The following is a 22,753-nucleotide window of genomic DNA, read 5'->3' as shown; positions in this document are numbered from 1 at the left end:
AACGGATCAAAATTCTTTAAAGAATTTTCTAACCCATATGATTTCGAAATTTGCTAAAGTAGAGTTTATTACACTTTGAGATCAACATGATGAATACGATAAAGTCCAAAGTTATTATTTTATGCGGTTTGTTTTTTTTACTTGGTATCCCTAGCCTTAGTACAGCACAAACTTCTATTTTTTCTAAGCAAAATACAGCTCAAAAAGAATGGGTTGGACAGTCTGCACCAGATTTCAAACTGCAAGATCAAAGTGGTAAATGGCACACTTTAAACCAATATAAAGGCAAGTGGATTGTACTTTATTTCTACCCTAAAGATGACACTGCGGGATGTACTCAAGAAGCGAATCAATTTAAATCACTTTATCCTCAATTCTTAAAATCAAATGCAGTCGTGCTGGGTGTTAGCTTAGATGATGTTGCATCACACCAAAAGTTTTCACAAAAGCTCGGTTTACCTTTCCCAATTTTGGCAGATGAAAAAGGCGAACTTGCTGGAAAATTTGGTATTGTCAGAAACCTCGGGATTACAAAAATTGCCAAACGTGAGAGTTTCTTGATTAATCCTCAAAGTGCAATTATGTATCACTACACGAGTGTGAATACGCAAACGCATGCTGATCAAGTATTAAAAGATTTAAAAGAAGCCCAAACTAAAAAATAATTCATAAATAAAAAACTCAGCAGGTGCTGAGTTTTTTATTTATTCGAAAATCTTAAATTTGCGATTGAATATAATTTTGCAAACCAATTAATTCAATTAAACGCAATTGTTTTTCTAACCAATACGTATGATCTTCTTCTGTGTCCGAAAGCTGCTGACGCAACATATCACGACTAATGTAATCACCTTTATCTTCACAAAGCTTAATGCCTGTCGCTAGTTTTTCACGCACATGATATTCAAGTGCTAAATCAGCTTTTAAACAACTTACGACATCTGTACCCACATTGATGTCTTCACGATTCATGTTTGGTTGAGCACCCAAAAATAAAACACGGCGAATGATTGAATCAGCATGTGAAGCTTCTTCTTGCATTTCATGATCAATACGCTCATAAATTTTACTTAAGCCCCAATCTTCGTACATTCTTGAATGAATTAAATATTGATCACGAGCAGCCAATTCACCGCCAATGAGCATATTTAAATAGTCGATGACTTCTGGATTGCCACGCATAATATTTACTCCTATCGAATAATAATATTATGGTGAACTTAAATCATATTTGCAAAATTAAATTGTGTAAGTTTATGATTTTTATAAAATTAAAATGAGAAACATACGCATTTACAGTTTTAATTCGCCTAATTTATCTAAATAAAAGAAGCATTTGCATATCATTTTAACCTTTCAAAATAGATAATCTTATTGAAAATCATTTGTTTGATTTTTTGTAACGATTCGCAATGCTTCTTATTCCACTGCAATTTTGATCAAAAAAGATTAAAAAATGACTGCTCGGCTGTTGTTTGTTTATACAAAATTCGGTAAATAACATCAATCACAAAAACACAATGCGGAAATAAAATGGATAAAAGTAAGCCCATTCTGGTCACGGGTGCAACGGGTTATATTGCGAGCTGGATTATCGAACGCCTGTTGAATCAGGGTTATAGCGTTCATGCCACGGTTCGAGATCCATCTAAGCAAAATAAAATTCAGCACCTGTATGATCTAGCAGATAAATCATCAGGACAAATCCAGTTTTACCAAGCAGATTTACTCGAACCAAATTCCTTTGATGAAGCTATGCAAGGTTGTGAAGTTGTTATTCATACTGCATCACCTTTTGTAGTCACTAACTATAAAGATGCCGTCAAAGACATTATTGAACCTGCAGTGAAAGGCACAGAAAATGTCTTAGATAGTGTAAATCGTACAGAATCAGTCAAACGTGTGGTTCTCACTTCAAGCATTGCCTCAACCTATGGCGATGCGATTGAGATTCAAAATACCGCGAATAACGAGTTTGATGAAAGTCACTGGAACAATACGAGTAGTGAAACGCACCAACCCTATCCATATTCAAAAGTCGCGGCTGAACGTAAAGCATGGGAAATGGCCGAGCAACAAAATCGCTGGAGTCTTGTCTGTATCAACCCTGCACTGGTGATGGGACCATCACTCACTGATGCAAGTCAGTCTGGCAGTATTGAAGTACTACAACAGTTTGGCAATGGTACCACTCTGTTTGGTGTACCACCAATGTGGAATGGTATTGTTGATGTTCGTGACGTTGCCGATGCACATGTTGCTGCGGCACTCAATCCTAAAGCACAAGGTCGCTATATCATTTGTGGTGGCACATTAAGCCTACTAGAAATGGGCCAGGCATTAACGAAAAAGTTTGGCTACAGATATCCTTTCCCACATTTTACCGTGCCTAAAGCAGCTTTTTCCTTGATCGCACCAGTATTTGGACATTCCCGTCAATTTGTAAAACTGAATATGGGTTATCCTATCTACTTTAATTCACAACGTAGTGTGAAAGATTTAGGGATTCAATATCGCAATATTCGTGAAAGTGTTTGTGAACATTTCCAGCAATTGCTTGATGATGGGATTGTTAAAAAATATATTTAACACATTAAAAGGCGGCATCAACATGCCGCCTTTTTCTTCTCAAGGATCAACTTTAAATTAACTCGAGAAGAAAGAAATTAATTTTCATACTGCGCTAAAAATGCCAAAAATTCTTGTTCATTCATCACGCGAATCTCAAGCTTTTGCGCTTTATCCAATTTGCTTCCCGCTTTTTCCCCTGCCACCACACATTTGGTTTTACTAGAAACACTGCCACTGACACGTGCACCCAAAGCTTGTAACTTTTGTGTCGCCTCATCACGTCCCATGGTTTCCAGTGTACCCGTCACCACCCAACTCTCACCATTCAATGGCTGACGAGTCGGTGCAGTTGGTGCATCCCAATGAATTCCTGCTGCCAATAAACGATCGAGTACTTCAATGTTATGTGGTGCTTGGAAAAAGTCTGCAATCCATTCCGCAGTAATATCACCGACATCAGGAGTTTTCTTAAGTGCTTCAACATCGGCTACTTTCAAAGCATCCAAAGTTTGGAAAGTATTGGCTAACATGCGTGCTGTAGTTTCACCGACACCACGAATACCTAGGCCATAAATAAAACGTGCCAAGGTGGTTTTCTTACTTGCTTCGATTGCATCAATCAGATTTTGAACGGATTTTTCACCCATTTTCTCGATGGTCAATAAGGTGTCACGATGTTCATGCAAATGATAAATATCAGCAACGTCTTTGAGTAAGTCGAGATGTAATAGTGATTCCACCCAACGATCGCCCAAGCCTTCAATATCCAAGGCTTTACGCGAAACAAAGTGACGAATGGCTTCAATCCGTTGTGCTGCACAATACAGGCCACCTGAACAACGTGCCAAGGCCTCACCTTCTGGCATCACTACAGGTGATTCACAGACTGGACAATTGGTCGGAAGATGAACCATCTCTGCATCGGCAGGTCGGAACTCTGCCCAGACTTTCTCAACTTTTGGAATCACATCACCAGTACGATAGACGCTGACAGTATCGCCTACACGTACATCTAAACGGTGGATTTCACCAATGTTATGTAAAGTCACATTAGAGACCGTCACACCACCTACGAAGACAGGTGCTAAACGCGCAACTGGGGTAAGTGTTCCAGTACGTCCCACTTGCCAGTCAATATTCTCAACTTTGGTTAAAGCGGCTTGTGCTGGGAATTTATAAGCTGTTGCCCAACGCGGTTCACGACTTAAAAAGCCCAATTGTTGTTGCTGTTTAAGGCTGTCCACCTTAATCACCATACCATCAATTTCGACTTTAAGATTTGGGCGCTCTTGTTGGATTTGTTCATAGCGTTGCTGTACCTCATCAATCGAGGCACAGAGAAATTGACGTTCTGCGATTTCAAAACCAAATTTGGTTAACCAGTGCAGACTGTCATGCATGGTCTCCAATCCATGATTCGGTACACACTGCGCGATACCATACGCATAGAACGCCAATGGACGTGAGGCTGCGATATTTGGATCGAGCTGCCTTAGACTTCCTGCTGCGGCATTCCGTGGATTCGCAAAAGTCTTCTCGCCTTTCGCTTCTTGATCGGCATTGAGTTTTTCAAAGCCTTGCTTTGGCATCAGCACTTCACCACGCACCTCAAGAAACTCTGGAATCGCTTGATGCTGACTGGATAATACTTTGGGCAGGTTACGAATGGTTTTAACATTTTGAGTAATGTCTTCACCTGTCTCACCATCGCCACGAGTGACCCCACGAACCAATACACCATTTTCATACCACAGTGAAATCGCCAAACCGTCAAGCTTGAGTTCAACTTCATATTGAACTTTTTGATTAGGTAAACGCTCATCAATACGGCGTGCAAAGGCAAACAGGTCTTCCTGATTAAAAACATTACCTAAAGACAGCATCGGCACTGCATGAGTCACGCTTTCAAATTTTGACAACGCTTGACCACCGACTTTATTGGTCGGGGTATCTACCTGAATACATTCTGGATGTTGTTGTTCTAAGGCTTTCAATTGATGAAATAAATGGTCATATTCACTATCAGAAATGGAAGGTTGATCCATCACATAATAAGCATGATTATGTTTTGCAATCAGTTGAATTAACTGACGCATTTGCTCAATAACTGAGTTGTGTTCCATTTAAATTTCACCATATAAAAGGGCGGAAAAACCGCCCTATAATTTTTACTAAATTTATTATAAAAGATTCATTAGACGGTTGCTTGATTTGGACGATAATCAATCACATGATGACGCCAATGTTCCTTCAACTGCGGCGTGAATTCAAGATTGTTTTCATCATAGACCTTACCATCAATCTCACGCGCAATTAAGCCTGCGATACTGGTCATCATGTCATAACCTGTTACAGCTTTACTATTTGGTAAGGCAAGAAAGAACGCTAATCCCTGTACTTGTTCTCCCGACAAACTTTCCAAATCAAAACCAGCAGGTCCATTATCTGTGACACGTAATACAGAGAACATTAATGGGCTTGGCTCATCGGTATTTTCATAACGATGGAAGCAAGACATCTCTCCAAAACGCAGACCGTATTTCAACAATACTTTGAGAGCTTTATCACCAGACAAAGCACGGCGTGGGTTTGGATAAACATTAAGGGCAATGATCTGTTCAGCAGTCGCCAATGCACTTTCATCATCACAGCGTTGCTGCTCATGCAGATGCACATCCAGAATATTGCTTTCACCATCAAATTCTTCAATTTCAACAGTTGCAATATTTGGGTTTAAGCTAAGCTCTGTTTCAGCTTTCTCATCCTCAGCTTTTTCTGGCGTTGCTAAAAGCGCTTCAACTTCGTCTTGAGACTGCGATTCAAGAATTGTCTCTTGTTTATTTGCACTCGTAGTGAACTCAACGACTGGCTCAGGTTCAATCACAACATCAGTTTCACTCGCTTTTACAATATTTTCTGCAGCAGTTGTTTCAACTGGCGCTTTTGCTTCAATCGGTGCCGTGTTAAAACTTGGTTCAACACGTTCAACTGTAGCGGCGACATTGCTTTGTAGAAGTTGATCTCGCACATGACGAGGAATCACAGGTTGCTGACTTTCAGGGTTAACATGAAGATCTGCTTCTAATGAAGGCTCAACTGGTTTTGGTTTTCTTAAAATCATGATCAAACCAACGAGCATAATCACAACGGCGATAAAAATGCCTATTATTGTATTCATTTCCATATTAGGACTCCGCAACTAACCCGTATTCTTTTGCCTGTTCTAAATCGACAGTCACTAATTTTGATGTGCCCGGCTCTGGCATGGTCACTCCCAGTAAATCAGTTGCCATTGTCATCGCCAATTTATTATGTGTAATGTAAATGAATTGCACTTGTTCAGAAAGCTCTTTTACCAAATTACAATACCGCTGCACGTTGGCATCATCAAGTGGTGCATCAACTTCATCTAATACACAAAAAGGTGCTGGATTTAACCTAAAGATCGCAAATACTAAAGCCAGAGCAGTTAAGGTCTTTTCACCACCTGACAATAATGCCAGAGAACTGTTACGTTTACCTGGCGGACGCGCCATTAATTTCACACCCGACTGCCAATCACCTTCAAGGCTTAAAGTCGCTTCACCACCACCAAACACCTTTGGAAATAGCAGTTGTAACTCTTGATTGACCTGATCAAAAGTGGTCATAAACAACTTACGCGTTTCCTGATCAATACTTTTCATCGCGTCTTTAAGCTGATCAACCGTATTTTGTAGATCCTGCATCTGATGACTCAGCTCATCAAAACGCTGTGAAACTTCTTCGTATTCTTTTGAAGCCGCTAAATTCACAGCACCGATTTTCTCGAATTGCTGCTGCGCTTTTTCCAGTTTTTGCTGATGATCTTTCATTTCTATTGACAGATCAGATAAAGCTTCCGCATTTAATTCTTTCAGCTGTTCCAGATAATGTTCACGATCTGATTTTGCTGCCTGCCATGCTAAACGCTTTTGTTCCAACTGCTCACGCACCCGCTCGTCTTTCTGTTGAGCTTGATGACGTTGTTCTGTGAGTTGTTGCTGTTTCTCTTGTACTTGATTTAGTTCAAGCTGCCATTCATTCCATGTTTTCTGTAGCTTTTCTGTTTGCTGGAATTGCTCGTGAAATTCAGACTCCAAGTTCGGCAGCTCAAGCTGAATCGGATCAACAAACTTCTTCGCCTGCTCAATTTGTTCGATGATTTGACGGTATTGTGTTTTCAGGAACGAGATATCTTTCTCTAACAATTCAATTTGCTGATTGGCTTGCGAGGTCTGGCGGCGTAAAGCTTCACGTTGCTGTTGTTGTTGAGTCAACTGCTGTTGTTGCTCATCCAACTGCTCATTCAAGTTTTCCACCTGAAACTGCAAGGTTTTATAATTTGGCAATACTGCTTCGAGTTTGAGTGCCAATGCATGTAAGTCAATTTCCAGATCATCACGCTGCATGGCATCTTCTTCAAGCTGCACATCCAGTTGTTTCAGTTGCTCTGCCAGTTGCTGCTGTTGCAGCACAAAAGCCTGTGCGGTACTTTGCAGTTTGGCAATTTGTACATCCAGCTGTTGCAGTTCTTTTTGCTTTTGCTTCACACTTTGCTGCTGTTGCTGCAAGATTTGTTGTTGCTGTTGCAGGCTTTGCTGTTGTTGGAAAAACTGGTTTTCCAAATCAAGCAACTGGGGTTGTTTCTGTGCCAGTTGCTGTTGAATTTCCTCTAAACGCACCTGATGACTGAGCATCCCCTGCGCAGTTTGACTGTCTTCATCATAGTGCAGTGCAATCACCCAGTCTGAGCCGACATGATAACCATCAAGCGTCAGAATAGATTGTGCTTGCTGGAGATGCACTTGGTATCGCAATGCTGCGGCTAAATCTTCTGCAACGGCGACATTTGTCCATAAAGAAGATTGTGGTGCCTCGATCCACTCACTTAAACAAGTCAGCTCTACAATTTGAATAGGCTGCTGTTGTGATGATTTTAACTGCCGTGCGATACCCTCTTGGAAGGCTTGCTCATTCCCAATCAACTGCGCTTGCAGCCACTTAGCCAAGAATTTCTCAATAATGCTTGCATGCGCTTTAGCTTGAGCACTTAAACGTAGGCTTTGCATCAGTCGAACTGCATGTTGATCCTGCTTCGGGCTTTGCTTTGCGACAAGCTGATTCAGGTTTTTTTGTTCAGCCAATAACACCTGAATCTCTGTTTTTAAACTCTGTACATCAGTCTTGCTTAACTGTTGTTGATCTTGCTTAGTCTGAACATCCTGCTGTAATTGTTCAATCGCAGTTTCTAACGTAATAATTTCCTGTTGCAGTTGCTGCTGCAATTGTTCTAACTGCGCCTGTTCATCATCCTGAACCTGAGCACGAATCTGAGTGGTTTGTGTTTGCAAGGTCTGCTTTTGCTGCTCAATCCGTAGCACATTCTTACCCAACTGCTCAATTTGCGCTGCCATCTGCAATTTTTTTTGTTGTTGCTGATCGACTTGGATTTTCAGTTGTTCAAATTGCTGTTGTGCTTGCTTATGTTGTGCTTGAACATCGCTAAAATTTTGCTCAGCCGTTTGTGTCTGCTGTTCTAAAGCAAGTAAGCTTTCGTTTTGCTCATCAAATTGAGTTGTTAAAGTTTCGACCTGTAACTCTGATAATTGTAAACGCTCTTTGGTTTGTAATTTTTGCTGTTCAAGTTGAACCAAACTACTGCTGTTTTGCTGGAATAAACTCTGTTTTTGTTCCAAGGTCATTTTTAATTCAGACAGCTTTTTCTCAGCCTGTTGCCATTCATGCTGTAAAGGCGAAGATTGCTGAATTAAACGCTGGAATAAAGCACTGGTGGCTTCAAGATCATGTTCAATGGTTTGAGATTCAGAACGAACCAGTTTAAAATTTTCGCCCAGTGCCGTCATTTCAACCGTATATTCTTGCTGTAATTTCTGACTCTGATTCGCTTGGAACGAAAGGATTTCAATTTTTAAAGTTCGAATCTGCCCTTCTAGGGTCTTATATTGAATTGCGGCTTCAGACTGGCGCTTTAAACTTCTAAGTTGGGATTTTAGTTCAGCGGCAATATCGTCTAAACGCGCCAAATTCTGTTCAGTATGTTCTAAGTGCTGTAAGGTTTCACGACGACGCGCCTGATAACGTGATACCCCAGCAGCTTCTTCAATAAACACGCGCATTTCTTCGGGCTTGGCATCGACCAAACGGTTAATCATGCCCTGTTCGATCACCGCATAAGAACGCGGCCCTAGGCCTGTCCCCAAGAAAATATCGGTGATATCACGACGACGACAACGCGTGCCATTTAAGAAATATTCAGACTTACCTTCACGTGTGACTTGGCGACGGACGGCCAGCTCGCTATAAGCATTATAAGCACCGCCTAATTTGCCATAAGTATTATCAAAACGAAGTTCGACACTGGCAACCCCGACAGGTTTACGTTTGGCTGTCCCGGTAAAAATGACATCCTGCATACTACCGCCGCGCAACTGACGTGCATTGGATTCACCCATAACCCAACGAATAGCATCGATGACATTTGATTTACCGCAACCGTTCGGTCCAACCACCGCAGTACGGTTTGCTTTGAAATGTAATGTAGTACTATCGGCAAAAGATTTAAAGCCTGAAAGTTTTAAACTGCTTAAACGCATACTGCCCTAACTAGCGGCGTGAGCGTCTCGCCCAAGCCAATTCAATCTGTTTCATACGTGTCAGAGATTCCAACACAAGGTTACGTAAGTGTCGACAAAAATCTTCCATAAATAAAGCGGCTTGTTGTGATTTTCGGATCAAAATAGCATCAATCACTAACTTAAACAGGGTAAAAGATTCCTGTAATTCACGACGTGAAGTATTTAAGGTTAAAAAGTAGCTACGACGTAACGAAGGCAACAGTTCTTTATAAAATTGCATTAAATAGGGATTGGCCACCATATCATGCTGATCTGCTAAATATTTAAAAATCGAATCGTAGAATTTTTCAATGTCCCCAGCACGTACAAATTCAACCAGTTGATCTAATAAGGTCTGTAGCTGTTCAGCCTCGTTAACTCTCCAAGTCTCACTAATTCGTTGCACAATATGCCCAAGTACCATGACATTGGTATCAAACAAAGCTTTAACTTGTTGAGCTGACATTTCAGAAACAATTGCACCTCGTCTTGGGAAAATTTCAATTAAATAAGTACGTTCTAGTAGTAGCAAAGCTTCACGAACAGAACCTCGACTCACATCTAATTCTTTCGCAATACGTAGCTCTTGAATACGCTCTCCCTCAACCAGCTCACCACTAATAATTTGTTCACTAATATATTTTGCAATCTGTTCAGAAAGACTATCAGCCTCTTCGAGATTCATGATCCCCTCGCTATCGTTGTTATACGCATATTCCAATGCTATTTGCGCTTTTTTGTTTTAACTGATCTCGTTGTATAAATTCTATATCATTGTCTAACAATTTTATTGCTTTTTAAGTCAATCGAAAGATAAAAACAATATTTTAAGGAAATATTTGGTTAAAAATTTAAATTCCTTATGTTTAAGATCAATGAGTTAAGCTTACGAAATTGCGCTAACTGAATATCTGAAAATTAGTTTATTTACCAAAAATTTATTGATATAAATCACATAAAATAATACTTTTACCAACGTAAGCCCATTTTTATTAATTTTACTGAATTGCTCAGCAATTATGAGTAGCATTATGAGTGTTCATCAAGCTGTTAATATCGCAATTTTTGGGCTCAGTCTCAGAACATTGAATGAATTAAAAGAACATGTACAAACTGCTATTCCTAGTCATATCCAAGTCAATTGGAGCAATATTGCTGAACCACATCTCGATATTTTGATGATCAATCATATCTTTTTTGACTCACCGAATATCAAAAGTTTAATCAACAATAACCATATTAATGTTCTACAAATTGCCAATAATGCTGATAAAAATAGTTCAATCGAAGATGACATTCTATATCTACCATTGAATCATCTTCACTCACTACATCAATGGCTAAATGAGCGCTTAGCTAAAAATGCTGCGATAGAGAAAGTATCCCCACCTCAAGCAACGAATACTACAATTCATCGGAAACAAATCGGGGAAGTTCTACAAGAAATCCTCAATCCTAAAAATGGCAAAATTCAGTTGTTTGATCACAATGGTTTAATTGCAATTGCAGACCCTCGTAACGAATGGGTTTGGCAAAATCCGATGCTACAAACATTACATACAGATCCAAGCTTAAATTACACCTACGCCACACAAAATGACCAACTTTGGATCACAGAGACTCCACAACAAGATTTAAAACAATGGTTATGGAATTTACTTTGGGCATCAAAAGATTTTAATGAACTTTGCCCCCCTCTGCATCAAGTTTCTATTTAGAGATTTGGCCACAACCAATAAATAAAATTGAGCGCCAAGATATTTTACGTATGGCTGCTTGTTTTGCTAAAGGGGCTGAAATTTCAGTTGTAGCCAGCCAATTAAAATTACCTGAACAGCGTGTCAAACAATTTGTTGCAGCAAGTTTAGGTGCAAATTACGGCAAAATTATCAAAGATCATCAAGCCAACTATCATCCGCAAAATAATCAAAATATGACTGAACAAAATTTTATGAAAAAATTGTTTGGTCGATTACGTAACCGTTTAGGCTTCTAACCTAGGATAACTCTATGATTATACAACAATATAAAATTGTCTTTGGTGGAACTATGGGGTCAGGTAAATCCAGTGCGATAAAGGCCCTCTCGGAAATTGATGTACTCAGCACCGAGGCTTTAAATACTGATGAATCGCATGAAAAAATGCTCACCACTGTCGGTATCGATTATGGTGAGATTACTTCAGATAATGGCGTCAAAGTCGGGTTATACGGGACGCCTGGACAAGAACGTTTTGAGTTTATTTGGGCTGTAATTTACAAAGGTGCAATTGGTACGATTGTCATGATTGACCACGCCACAGAAAATCCACTACTCGATCTAGCTCAGTATGTAGAAGCGTTCAAACCATTTGGCGATAATATTGTGATTGCGATTACTCATATTGATCAAAAACCAGAAAGAACGCTTTCGATGTACCGAGATTGGCTTGCAACACAAGGCGTTAATTACCCTCTGTTTTTCATCGATGCACGGCAACAGGATGATGTTTTGCTATTGGTAGAGACGCTGATCGCAAATATTGAAGTACATTATGGGCTGATAACTTAAATTAAACCTTTATAAATAAAGTAGCAGCCAACAACAACTAATAAGCCTGCAAAAGATTTTTTTAACATCGCAGATGATAAGCGATGTGCTACTTTTGCTCCCAGTTTAGCTGTAATAAAGCTCATTGCGCTAATACCAAGAAAAGCATAAATATGAACATAACCAATCGTATTTGGCACATTAATTTGCTCTTTTGCACCAAACCACATAAATCCGATTGCACCAGCAATCGCAATCGGCAATCCACACGCCGCTGAAGTTGCCACCGCCTTTTGCATCACCACACCATGACGGTTCAAATAAGGTACCGTTAGGCTACCACCACCGATCCCAAATATCGCAGATGCCACCCCAATTCCACCACCAGCAATAAACTGTAATGGTGCAGATGGTAAGTGGCGATTTGGATCAATAACAGCATGCGCTCCGCTAAACATTTTATAAGACATCCACACTGCAAATACACCAATAATTAACTGTAAATGCTGCCCAGAGAGTAAATCCGCCACACCTGCACCGAAGAAAGACCCCAAAACCAAACCTGGTGCTAAATTACGAAATACATTCCACAAGACAGCGCCTTTTTTATGGTGAGCAGTCACAGAACTAATTGATGTTACAATAATTGTAGCTAGAGATGTCCCCACAGCTATATGCATGATCACATTCGGGTCATAATGCATTTGAGTAAAGACAATATATAAAATTGGTACAATAATTAATCCACCGCCAACACCAAACAAACCTGCAGTAAATCCAGCAATTGCGCCAATCAGTAAATATATGATTAACTCCATAAACACATGACCACTCTACTTATAAAACAATGGAAGATTTAGCAACTCGCCAGCTTCAGCAATTACTTAATGCAAAAAATCAATTTCCTGAAATAGTCTTGCTCAAAACGACGACAACATCGACAAATGATGATATGCGTGAAATTGCACAAAAAGGCATTAGCTCAGGATTAGTTTGCAGTGCACAGCAAACACAAGGTCGAGGTCAGCACCAACGGCAATGGTCTTCTCCTGAAGGTAATATTTATTTAAGCACACTGATTCAAACCAAAACAGCTTTAGATGGTCGTCTTGCACTGGAAGTTGCTTTAAATATCCTACAAATGCCAAGCTTACAAAGTCTAAGTTTACAAATTAAATGGCCAAATGATTTATATAGTGCTCAAGGAAAATGGGGAGGTATTCTGGTTGAACCACTCTCCCCTCATCAAGCGATTGTTGGCGTAGGCATTAACTTAAACACGCCCCCTGTAGAAAATGCGGATCAGCCAATTACTTCTCTGGCGATGCTCGGTTTAGCTCATATTGATCGTTTAACACTGATTGCTGAGCTTTACACTACGATTCAACAGGCTTCTCAATGGTTTGAACATGGCAGTTATAATTTAGCTGAACGCTTTAATCATCATGCAATATGGCTCAATCAACAAGTTGAGTTTGAACATACGCAAGGTAAACTTCAAGGGCGTTTTCAAGGCATCTCCAATGATGGTGCTGTACTCATTAAAACCGATCATGTTCAACCCTTTTATCAAGGCCGTTTACGCCTCGCACCAATTTAAGGAATGATCATTTTATGAAAAGTCTATGGTTGGATATTGGTAATACCCGTTTAAAATATTGGATTACCGAAAATGATCAAGTGCTTGAGCATGCTGCAGAATTACACTTACAGTCACCAGCCGATTTACTCTTAGGTTTAATTCAACATTTTAGGCATCAAAATTTAAGTCAGGTTGGGATTTCATCTGTTTTAGATACAGAAAATAATCAACGTATTCAAATGATCCTCGATATTTTGGAAATTCCAATTATCTTCGCTCAGGTACATGCTAATTATGCAGGGCTTCGTTGTGGTTATGATGTCCCAAGTCAACTCGGGATTGATCGTTGGTTACAGGTCTTAGCAATTTCAAAACCTGATCAAAACTTTTGTGTGATTGGCTGTGGTACAGCGCTGACCATCGATTTAGTAGAAGGGTTACAACATTTAGGCGGTTATATTCTGCCAAATTTATATTTACAACGAGATTCACTCATTCAAAATACCAAAGGTATTAAAATTCCTGATTCTGCATTCGATAATCTGAAACCAGGGCACAACACCGTTGATGCTGTGCATCACGGTATCTTGCTAGGTCTAATTAGTACCATTGATCAAATTATGCAACAGTCACCTAAACACCTGATTTTAACAGGCGGAGATGCTGAGATATTTGCCAAATTTCTGCAACACCATCGACCTTTGATTGAATCTGATCTCTTACTTAAAGGACTAAAAAATTACGTTCAACTTAAGTCAGCATTAACCAATGTTTGAAGTATCTGGAACAACTGAGGAAACATCGTATATCCATCTTCAGTGCGAAAATGCCCTGCCTGAGCAGCCTCAATCAGTTGGGCATTCAGTAAAAAGGCGCAGTTTGCGCCTTTTCTAGAGAGCTTTAGGTTATTTTTTTGGTTCATTACTACCAAATAAAGGTCCCATGTTACCGCCACCAAATTGTTTTTGCATATTACCTAATGACTTCAACATTTTGCTCATTCCTGACGGATTCGCAAATTTCTTCATCATTTTCGCCATTTGAGCTTGTTGCTTAATTAATTTATTCACTTCAGCAACGTCCATACCACAACCCGCAGCAATACGTTTTTTACGGCTTGGATTCATCAAATCTGGGTTACGGCGCTCTTTAATGGTCATCGATTGAATAATCGCTTCCATTTTTTTCACTTGCTTTTCAGGATTTGCTTGTGCAATCGCATCTTGAATACCAGAGTTACTCATGCCAGGCAACTTATCCAAGAAGCCCATCATACCGCCCATCTTGCTCATTTGCTCAAATTGCATCAGCATATCTTCAAAGTTGAAGGTTCCGCCTTTCTGCAATTTCTTCGCCATTTTTTCGGCTTTTTCTTTGTCGATTTTGCGTTCAACTTCTTCGACTAAAGAAAGTACGTCACCCATACCTAAGATACGTTGTGCAACACGATCTGGATGGAATGGCTCAAGTGCATCTAGTTTTTCACCGATACCCAAGAACTTGATCGGTTTACCTGTAATCGCACGAACAGAAAGCGCAGCACCACCACGTGCATCACCATCAGTTTTAGTGAGAATAACACCAGTCAACGCCAAAGCATCGTTAAATGCTTTTGCTGTATTAGCAGCATCCTGACCTGTCATCGCATCGACAACAAACAGAGTCTCTGTTGGCTTAACTGCAGCGTGTAATTCTTTAATCTCATCCATCATGTCTTCATCGACATGCAGACGTCCTGCGGTATCGACAATTAAAACATCCGCAAACTGGATTTTAGCTTGTTCAATCGCACGATTAACAATATCAATTGGCTTTTCAGATGCTTGCGATGGAATGAAACCCACGCCAACTTCATTGGATACGGTTTCTAACTGCTTGATTGCGGCTGGACGATACACGTCAGCAGAAACAGTCATTACTTTTTTCTTTTGGCGCTCTTTCAGAAAACGCGCTAATTTTGCGGCAGTTGTTGTTTTACCCGCACCTTGCAAACCTGCAAGTAAAACCACGACAGGTGGCTTTGCACTTAAATCTAGAGTCTCATTTGCCTCACCCATCATTTTGGTGAGTTCATCATAGACAATTTTTACAAATGCCTGACCTGGAGAAAGCTGAGTCATGACTTCTTGACCGAGAGCTTCTTCCTTAACCTTCGCGATGAATTCACGAGTTACAGGTAATGCCACATCGGCTTCAAGAAGTGCCATACGTACTTCACGTAAGGTATCTTTAATATTGTCTTCGGTCAGCTGCCCTGAGCCAGTAACATTTCTTAAACTCTGTGTGAGTCGTTCTGTTAAGGTATCAAACATTGCGAAATCCGCTTAAAATGGCTAGTTGCAAAAAAATCTTTCTTAAAATAGAAAATTTATGCGTAAGATGCTATAGGATACTGTAGTTCGAAGCGAATTTACATCTTATATAGTGAATATTATTCAACCCCCTGAAAAAGGTTTGACATGATCAGTCTCCCCTTGGTTTACACAATTTTGGCACTTGTAGCCTATACCAGTTCTTTTTGGTATTTGTTTATACGTTTGATGTCAAAACGTACTCCAAATCTTTGGTGTTATTCGATTATGATTGGTCTAGGGCTACTACTGCATAGTACGGTGCTCTATCAAGACATGATGACACCAATGGGAGTAAATTATGATGTATTTAACCTAATGTCATTTACTTCGGGGCTGATGTTAGCACTCAGTTTAATTTTAAGTTTCATTCGACCAATCTTGCCATTAAATTTAATCGGCACTCCTGTTGCCGCAATTGGTTTAATTTTAGGATATGCTTTTAGTCAATCAAACCAAGTCATTGAACAACATAGCTTAGGTTTAGATCTTCATATCATCCTCTCTTTATCAGCTTATGCTGTTTTACTAATGGCAACTATTCATTCCGTATTGCTTTGGTTTCAAGATAGAGAACTTAAGAAGAAACAAAAAAGACGAATTTGGGTTAACTTACTTCCACCATTCCAAGTGATGGAATCGGTACTCTTTGATTTAATTATCACAGGTTTTGGCTTACTCACTGCTGCACTTCTCTTTGGCTTTTTTACAATTGATCACTTCTTTGCTCAACATCTTGCTCATAAAACCGCTTTTAGTATTATTTCATGGTTTTTATATGGTGCGCTTTTAATTGGCCATTACAAATTCGGTTGGCGTGGGCGCAAAGCAATTCGCTTTACCATTACAGGTTTTATCTTACTTGCAATTGGTTTTATCGGTAGTAAGTTTGTTTTAGAAATGATTCTAGGACGTTGATTTCTAGCTTCAGAATAAACTAGACAGCCTATCTGAAAATGCGTATAACGCTGTATTCGCTTCATTAGGTAATAATCATCGTGAAACTTGTGCTCGCTCCAATGGAAGGTCTAACTGATCCGATCATGCGTGATGTGCTCACTCATGTTGGCAGTTTTGATTGGTGCGTAACCGAGTTTATTCGTATTACCGATAGTATTCTTCCAGATCATATTTATTATAGTTTTTGTCCCGAACTCAAAAACTCAGGTAAAACCGCAGCAGGCACACCTGTGCATGTACAATTTCTTGGGAATAATCCAGAGATGTTGGCCGCCAATGCCGCGAAAGTTGTTGAACTCGGTGCTCCAGCAATTGATCTTAATTTTGGTTGCCCCGCTAAAACTGTTAATCGTCATCGTGGTGGTTCTGTTCTATTGGATGAACCTGAAACCGTACACCTCTTAGTTAAAGCAGTTCGTGATGCTGTACCTGCACATATACCCGTTTCAGCTAAAATGCGTCTGGGCTATCTAGATGAAAACCACACTTTAGATAATGCACATGCGATAGAAGATGCTGGCGCAAATTGGCTTACCGTACATGCGCGTACTAAAGCAGATGGCTATACCCCACCCGCTTACTGGGAAAAAATTCAGCCAATTACTGAGGCACTAAAAATCAATGTCATTGCCAACGGTGAAATCTGGAATAATACTGATGCCAAATCTTGTATAGCGCAGTCAGATTGTCATGATATTATGATTGGACGTGGTGCGGTTACAACACCAGATTTAACCTTATGTATTCGAGAGAATAGTGATCAAGCTATCCTTTCTTGGTCAGAGTTAGTGCAACTCCAGCAACGTTTTTTAAGTGGCCAGTACAAAACTGAAATTGGAATGATCGGACGTTATAAGCAATGGTTAGGTATGATGACCAAAGCCTATCCAGAAGCACAAGCACTTTGGGATCAGGTAAAAAAACTAAAACAATTGGATGAAATTTTAAAAAATTTAACTCGCTAATTATGCAGATCAATTTGCTGCTGGGCTTTCTTTTCCCACCATTCTAGCATATCTTCATTTTTAACCTGACGGTAAATATCTTCAACTGCAACAGTCAAACCAATCGAATGAAAGGTAATATCATCACCTAAATAATAAACCGACTGTTGCCAAAGATTATCTTGATCTCGTGACCAAAATTCAATTTCGACAAAGTCCTGCTCAATCATGACATATTCTTTTAAGGTGGGAATTTGGAAATAGGCTAAACGTTTGTCTGTTTTATCGCGCTGACGAGTGGATTTCGATAAAACTTCAACGATAATACTTGGTTTTTCAACAAAGTAGTCCGTCTCTTCATTGCTACAATCCACCATGACATCTGGATAAAAGTATTTTTTATCAATTTTAACTTTCATATCTGAAGCATAAGGTTGACATGGCTTGTCTAATAAATGATTCGCAAATATTCGAAAGACTTCACCCGTGATTTGATTATGATATTTATGTGCTCCACCCATGGCATAGATTTCACCCTCGATATATTCATGACGAATGTCAGACAGTAATTCTCCCTCTAAATAATCGTATTCAGAGATCACAGCATATTTTTTTGCAAGTGACATGTTCATTTCCTGTGAATCCGTACCATGAAATAACATATAGCATTTTTCAGCTATAAAAAAAAGCGACCGAAGTCGCTTTGGAAAATGGTGAATGAAAACTTACATGCCACTCACGCGCATTTTCAAATTAGTCGCAGAAATACCAACTGCACCAATATTACCTAAAGAACCGTTATTTAAACCATTAAAAACGTTGGCATTTGCAGCACCAGCATCTCCTAACCAAACATTATTTAAGTTCAAATTTAGTTTATCTGAAACACCTATATTACCAAATACAACAGCACCAGGAATACTACCTGCGCCAGCTTCAATACCTGCATAGAAGCCATTTAAAGAAAAGCCATTGGCATCTTTCCCAGACATTTGTAAATCAAATTTAGCTCCTGTCGCTCCCGAAACTAAATTAAATGAACACCCACTTGGCTGAGAAGTAGTCGAAGCACAAACCGAATCAACTGCGCCACCAAACATGACTAAATGACCTTGTGGTGAAGATCCTAATTGAATATTCATACGCGGTTTATTATTGGCCACAAACTTAACATCAATATTATTATTCACACGCAATAATTCTTTAATATTTGCAGACTTAAGGGTTGTACCTGTACTAAAAATAGAGTGCTGTGTGTAGGTTGATCCCACCAAAGTAGAGATAGCATGTTTGGTAGAATCGCCAGGATCATATTGGTCTGGTGTCAAATAAACCGAGAATGGACGGATTCGAAGACCATTTACATCACTTCCCAAAGTCAAGGCAACATTGGCGAATGCACCATTTGTGCCTGTGCCTGCATCAGAGTCTATGACGGCTTTAAATAATTCAGACGAACTATTTTGAATGGAACCATTTGCATTAAATGTTTGCACAAAATCAATACCAATATTAGCAGGCCCACCTGGACTAGTAGCCATCACTAAAGCCGCTTTCCCTGGTAAAGTTGCATCTGGATTGCTAAAGCCGTCATTATCAATAATTGCAGCTTGTTTAAAGTCAATCTTAGAAATATTTACACTTACGGTCAGACCGTCTTGACCTGTCATAGCAGAAAGACTTTGATCGTCAAGGGGTTGCATTGCCATCGCCATAGGAGTGAACAACAACAGCGATAAACATCCTAATTTTTTGTTTTTTCCCATTGCCCTAATCCGTAGACAAATGTTTAAAATATGACCTGTAGTCTAGCATAATTCAGATCGATAACAACCTTAAAAGATAAAAGGTTTTAAAGCGTTGATCACAGAACACCATTAGTCTTAGCATTGAAAAAATGCTGAGTTTGTAAAATTTTAAAAATTACATACCAAATTTAAAGGCATCCGAGATGCATATTTTAAGCTACTATGCCAATTTAGTGCGGTGTAATATTAAACTGACTGGTAATTTTACCGCCAGTAAACACCATTTCACCCAAACGTTGTGCACTTCCCACTCCTGTAGGAACCCCACCCGTGAATGTAGCGGGATATAAGTTTAAATCCTTGATTCTCAGAACATCCGCTGCTTGTTTATCTGGATTAATGGTAAATGCCGTATTAAAATCCACATTATCTTTATGAATTTTAATTTGGTTACTAAAACCGAACTTACCTGTAATATTGTCAAATCCAACAATTGAACCATCAACAGGATCTACCACTTGTACTGCACCACTGGTCAGGTTCAAATTACCATCGAAACTAATAAAGTTGCTTTCAGCGGTTGTGCCACCTGGCACCATGGTCATGTCAACACTGCCTGCCATGCGTAAACGCAAGCCAAATAAGACATCTTTAGTTGTTAAAAAACCATCAATAGGTGCATATTTTGCAGTACCACCCAGTGAAGTTTTATATTGCGACCCTGGTAAATAACCCACCGCAACCTGACCTGCCGCAGCAAACATAAAGTCTGGAATGTTTAGGTTTAACGACCCGTTTTCCATACCTATGCTACCGTAGCCTTTCAACAACATATCAATGTTACGCAGACCAATATAATAGTTAATTGGGTCACCCTCAGAGTCAGCATTTCTGACTTTTGTTGTTTCATCAAAACTGGTAGGGCTATACTTTTTACCATCAATCAATAAAATTGAAGTTGTTTTACTACCATCTGCACTGACGCCTTGAGTCGTCATACCAAGTGCAAAACCAAGACGTTGTGCATTTTCAACCGCTGCTGAACCGTAAGGCTTACCTGTGAAGGTTGTGCCATAAATTGCGAGATTACTGTTGAGGTTATAAAACGGCAGACCCAAGCCCCACGAGCCACCACCCACAGGGTCGTTGGCGGTAATATTATCTTTATAGACATCTGGACTGGCTATAAACTGGGTTTGGCGTGAAAGCGCCTGAAACTCTGTTCCTCGTGTCGCAACAACCACAGCATTCGGGTTAGCCCCTGTAGCACTATGCACAAGCTGCTTATAATCATCCGATGTTGTCAGCTTTCCAGCTAGAAATGGTGCTGCATTTAACGCCGAGTTTTCTGGCAAAGCCAAGCGTTTGGTGTTGGCAAGGTTGACATACACATTGCCCGAATCGAAATAAGCAGCATCTGGGTTGAAAGCCCCACCATTATTCTGTTTGCGAATCAGCAAGGGACTAAAATTGCTAAATTGTAATGCATAGGCATTGTCACCGCCATGACCAAGCTCTAACGTAGTTGGGTTACTGACGTCATTGGTAAAGTCGGCTTTTACTCGCATGGCAATGCCCGAACTGCCCATAATATTTACCGAACCTGAATCTGGCGTAAAGGTACTATTTCCTGCCGAATATGCTTCACCTATAATGGCACCATTGGTATCTGTAGCACCGTTAGTCCCTCGAATGGTTAAACTGGCATTTTTTAAACGACCCGATGCACCAACACGAATCATACCCGAAGTGTTATCTACGTTATAAGTCGTTTTACCATTGATATTGCCTGAGTTTTTCTTTGCAACAAAGTCAATATTTAGACCTGGTTTTGAGTTCCATGCTTTCAATCCATAGGTCGCACATGATGCGGCATCTGTACAAACGCGATTTAAATCAAAATAACCTGATGTACCCGTACCTGAACCTGGCTCTGTACTTAAAACAAGGCCTTTGATTGGGTCAACATACATATAACCCTGACCTTTCACATTGAAGTTAAAGCCTTTCAAAATAAGTTGGTTAATGGTTGAAGAAAGCGGCTGAGTGCTGTTTTCTAAATTACTCAAATAAATATTGACATCGACCAATGAAATTTCAGCACTCGATAAGCTGGTCGGGCTAAACAAACCATCTTGAGTAATAAAATGCAGTTTTGCGTCTTTGGTCGATTGCACAGTTAAGCCAAATGGGCTTTGACCACAGTTATTACCCTCAGCATCACAAATTTTAAATGCGTCAGCAGCAATCGTGCCATAACGTGAGACAATGCTTAAGTCCACACCTGCTTTTCCTGTGCCTGTGTCTGAACCTGCATTGATTTTATACGTTGTGCCAATATGATCTGTTGGACTATTTTTGGTAATCGAGATGCCATCGGCATAAGCACGTAAAGCTGTATCCGACCCAGTCGACATACCCACTTTATCTTCCCAATACAGGCGGTCGATGTTTAGACTGTCGTATTGAGTATCCAACATAATACCGTCTTGCGCATTGACCGCACGTAAGTCTTGCTCGTTCAGTGCCTGCATGGCATAAACGGAGCTTTGTGCTGCACATAAACTCATCGCCAAAGCAGTCAGGCGAAATACAGGCAGTTGGCGGTTTTTGTTATTTTTCATTTCTATCCTCCATGAATCGAATTGAATTAGCAACGTTTCATTGATCCATCACAACTAAACACTTTTAAGTTACCTTGTAATGCCAAATTGCCATTCATCATCATTCCCATAAAACCTGTTTCACGACCTTGGTCATAAACCGAAGTTGTGACCTTAATATTTGTACCTGCTGTAGCACCGTACTTATCGGCATTTAAATAACCTGGAACATTTCCTGCCCCTTCATTTGCAACCGTATCGGTTTCAATCGACAGAGCATCAAACCCAAAGTTGCGAATTTTAATGGGGTTAGCCGCTTTAAATGATACTTGCAAGGCCGCTTTAATTTGGTCGGGTATAGCCGTCATATTTGCATCGGAACTATACAATAAGTCTGTACCATCGATATCGACTTTTTGCAGTTGAATACTCCCCTGTATGCCTTTAAATACAATCCATTGTTTACGACCTGTTGCTGTAATAACATTGCCGTTTTTGTCATGAATCGTTTCTATGTTGGTTATAGGGTCTCTAGTCACATAAGAACCATCGTCATAACGGTTATTTGAAGAAACGGCAAAACGACAAAAGCGCAAGTCTGCACAGGTGTCGGTATCAAATGTATAAACACCAGAACCAGCTGTGGTTTCTTTTTGGTTCAGCCGCAAAGTCCAGTCAATGGTGGCAGCACTCGCCTGCCCTTCAACCTGTTGTAACTGCTGATTATTTAAACTTTGCAATTCTGCATGGGCAGATGTGAACAGCACCAACAAAGAAGAAAACAAAATACTTTTTTTCATGATTTTCTC

General features: G+C 39.9%; 18 protein-coding genes and 1 pseudogene. 8 read left to right on the top strand and 11 right to left on the bottom strand.

The features are described 5' to 3' along the window. The first annotated feature begins 86 nt into the window (after positions 1-86). Complete coding sequence (locus ABLB98_RS03270) at positions 87-665, top strand: peroxiredoxin (protein WP_348882796.1); 579 nt, start codon at positions 87-89, stop codon at positions 663-665. A 52-nt stretch (positions 666-717) separates the two neighbouring features. Here ABLB98_RS03270 and bfr read toward each other — a convergent pair whose 3' ends face one another. Next, positions 718-1,182, bottom strand: coding sequence for a bacterioferritin (bfr, locus tag ABLB98_RS03265; RefSeq protein ID WP_004663600.1), 465 nt, complete (start codon positions 1,180-1,182; stop codon positions 718-720). A 351-nt stretch (positions 1,183-1,533) separates the two neighbouring features. On the opposite strand from bfr, the gene ABLB98_RS03260 reads away from it, so the two are divergent. After that, positions 1,534-2,589: an aldehyde reductase gene (locus ABLB98_RS03260; RefSeq protein ID WP_249570781.1), complete on the top strand. Its 1,056-nt coding sequence runs from the start codon at positions 1,534-1,536 to the stop codon at positions 2,587-2,589. Between the two features lie 77 nt (positions 2,590-2,666). On the opposite strand, the gene ligA is transcribed toward ABLB98_RS03260, so the two are convergent. The 4 genes from ligA to ABLB98_RS03240 form a co-directional block, all read right to left on the bottom strand. Beyond that, entirely contained in the window at positions 2,667-4,694 is a 2,028-nt protein-coding gene (ligA, locus tag ABLB98_RS03255; RefSeq protein ID WP_348882797.1) for an NAD-dependent DNA ligase LigA, read from the bottom strand. A gap of 71 nt (positions 4,695-4,765) precedes the next feature. Then, entirely contained in the window at positions 4,766-5,755 is a 990-nt protein-coding gene (locus ABLB98_RS03250) for a cell division protein ZipA C-terminal FtsZ-binding domain-containing protein (RefSeq protein ID WP_348882798.1), read from the bottom strand. A gap of 1 nt (position 5,756) precedes the next feature. Next, positions 5,757-9,206 carry a chromosome segregation protein SMC gene (smc, locus tag ABLB98_RS03245; RefSeq protein ID WP_348882799.1) on the bottom strand — a complete coding sequence of 1,150 codons (3,450 nt, stop codon included), beginning with the start codon at positions 9,204-9,206 and terminating at the stop codon, positions 5,757-5,759. A gap of 10 nt (positions 9,207-9,216) precedes the next feature. Continuing rightward, complete coding sequence (locus tag ABLB98_RS03240; RefSeq protein ID WP_004663651.1) at positions 9,217-9,912, bottom strand: GntR family transcriptional regulator; 696 nt, start codon at positions 9,910-9,912, stop codon at positions 9,217-9,219. 346 nt (positions 9,913-10,258) lie between these two features. Here ABLB98_RS03240 and ABLB98_RS03235 point away from each other — a divergent pair. Together ABLB98_RS03235 and ABLB98_RS03230 are read left to right on the top strand one after the other, a co-directional pair. Continuing rightward, a pseudogene (locus ABLB98_RS03235) lies at positions 10,259-11,223 on the top strand (hypothetical protein). 14 nt (positions 11,224-11,237) lie between these two features. After that, positions 11,238-11,777 carry a GTP-binding protein gene (locus tag ABLB98_RS03230; RefSeq protein WP_348882800.1) on the top strand — a complete coding sequence of 180 codons (540 nt, stop codon included), beginning with the start codon at positions 11,238-11,240 and terminating at the stop codon, positions 11,775-11,777. Here ABLB98_RS03230 and ABLB98_RS03225 read toward each other — a convergent pair. Then, entirely contained in the window at positions 11,774-12,574 is an 801-nt protein-coding gene (locus ABLB98_RS03225; protein ID WP_087536749.1) for a sulfite exporter TauE/SafE family protein, read from the bottom strand. The two genes, ABLB98_RS03230 and ABLB98_RS03225, sit on opposite strands and share 4 nt — an antisense overlap. Positions 12,575-12,603: 29 nt before the next feature. On the opposite strand from ABLB98_RS03225, the gene ABLB98_RS03220 reads away from it, so the two are divergent. Continuing rightward, on the top strand, positions 12,604-13,356 hold the full coding sequence (locus ABLB98_RS03220) for a biotin--[acetyl-CoA-carboxylase] ligase (protein ID WP_348882801.1): 753 nt from the start codon (positions 12,604-12,606) through the stop codon (positions 13,354-13,356). A 14-nt stretch (positions 13,357-13,370) separates the two neighbouring features. Continuing rightward, entirely contained in the window at positions 13,371-14,114 is a 744-nt protein-coding gene (locus ABLB98_RS03215; protein WP_005158532.1) for a pantothenate kinase, read from the top strand. Between the two features lie 129 nt (positions 14,115-14,243). Here ABLB98_RS03215 and ffh read toward each other — a convergent pair whose 3' ends face one another. Continuing rightward, positions 14,244-15,650, bottom strand: a complete 1,407-nt coding sequence (gene ffh, locus ABLB98_RS03210) for a signal recognition particle protein (RefSeq protein ID WP_016652919.1) — start codon at positions 15,648-15,650, stop codon at positions 14,244-14,246. A gap of 147 nt (positions 15,651-15,797) precedes the next feature. Between ffh and ABLB98_RS03205 the strand changes: the two genes are divergently transcribed. Continuing rightward, on the top strand, positions 15,798-16,607 hold the full coding sequence (locus ABLB98_RS03205) for a cytochrome c biogenesis protein CcsA (protein WP_348882802.1): 810 nt from the start codon (positions 15,798-15,800) through the stop codon (positions 16,605-16,607). 80 nt (positions 16,608-16,687) lie between these two features. After that, entirely contained in the window at positions 16,688-17,614 is a 927-nt protein-coding gene (locus ABLB98_RS03200; protein WP_348882803.1) for a tRNA-dihydrouridine synthase, read from the top strand. On the opposite strand, the gene ABLB98_RS03195 is transcribed toward ABLB98_RS03200, so the two are convergent. The 4 genes from ABLB98_RS03195 to ABLB98_RS03180 all read right to left on the bottom strand — a co-directional run bounded on the left by ABLB98_RS03195 (position 17,611) and on the right by ABLB98_RS03180 (position 22,744). Next, positions 17,611-18,219 carry a Uma2 family endonuclease gene (locus tag ABLB98_RS03195; protein ID WP_348882804.1) on the bottom strand — a complete coding sequence of 203 codons (609 nt, stop codon included), beginning with the start codon at positions 18,217-18,219 and terminating at the stop codon, positions 17,611-17,613. The genes ABLB98_RS03200 and ABLB98_RS03195 overlap by 4 nt on opposite strands. A 99-nt stretch (positions 18,220-18,318) precedes the next feature. Then, positions 18,319-19,359: a DUF6160 family protein gene (locus ABLB98_RS03190; protein WP_348882805.1), complete on the bottom strand. Its 1,041-nt coding sequence runs from the start codon at positions 19,357-19,359 to the stop codon at positions 18,319-18,321. Between the two features lie 212 nt (positions 19,360-19,571). Then, the gene (locus ABLB98_RS03185) at positions 19,572-21,965 is read right to left on the bottom strand and encodes a DUF6160 family protein (protein ID WP_348882806.1); all 2,394 of its coding nucleotides are present in this window, start codon (positions 21,963-21,965) and stop codon (positions 19,572-19,574) included. A 26-nt stretch (positions 21,966-21,991) separates the two neighbouring features. Continuing rightward, a complete protein-coding gene (locus ABLB98_RS03180) occupies positions 21,992-22,744 on the bottom strand; it encodes a hypothetical protein (RefSeq protein WP_348882807.1) in 753 nt (250 codons plus the stop codon). Positions 22,745-22,753 lie beyond the last annotated feature (9 nt).

The sequence above is a fragment of the Acinetobacter yuyunsongii genome (genome assembly GCF_041021915.1).
GTDB lineage: Bacteria > Pseudomonadota > Gammaproteobacteria > Pseudomonadales > Moraxellaceae > Acinetobacter.
This window is presented reverse-complemented; position numbering and strand designations above follow the sequence as displayed.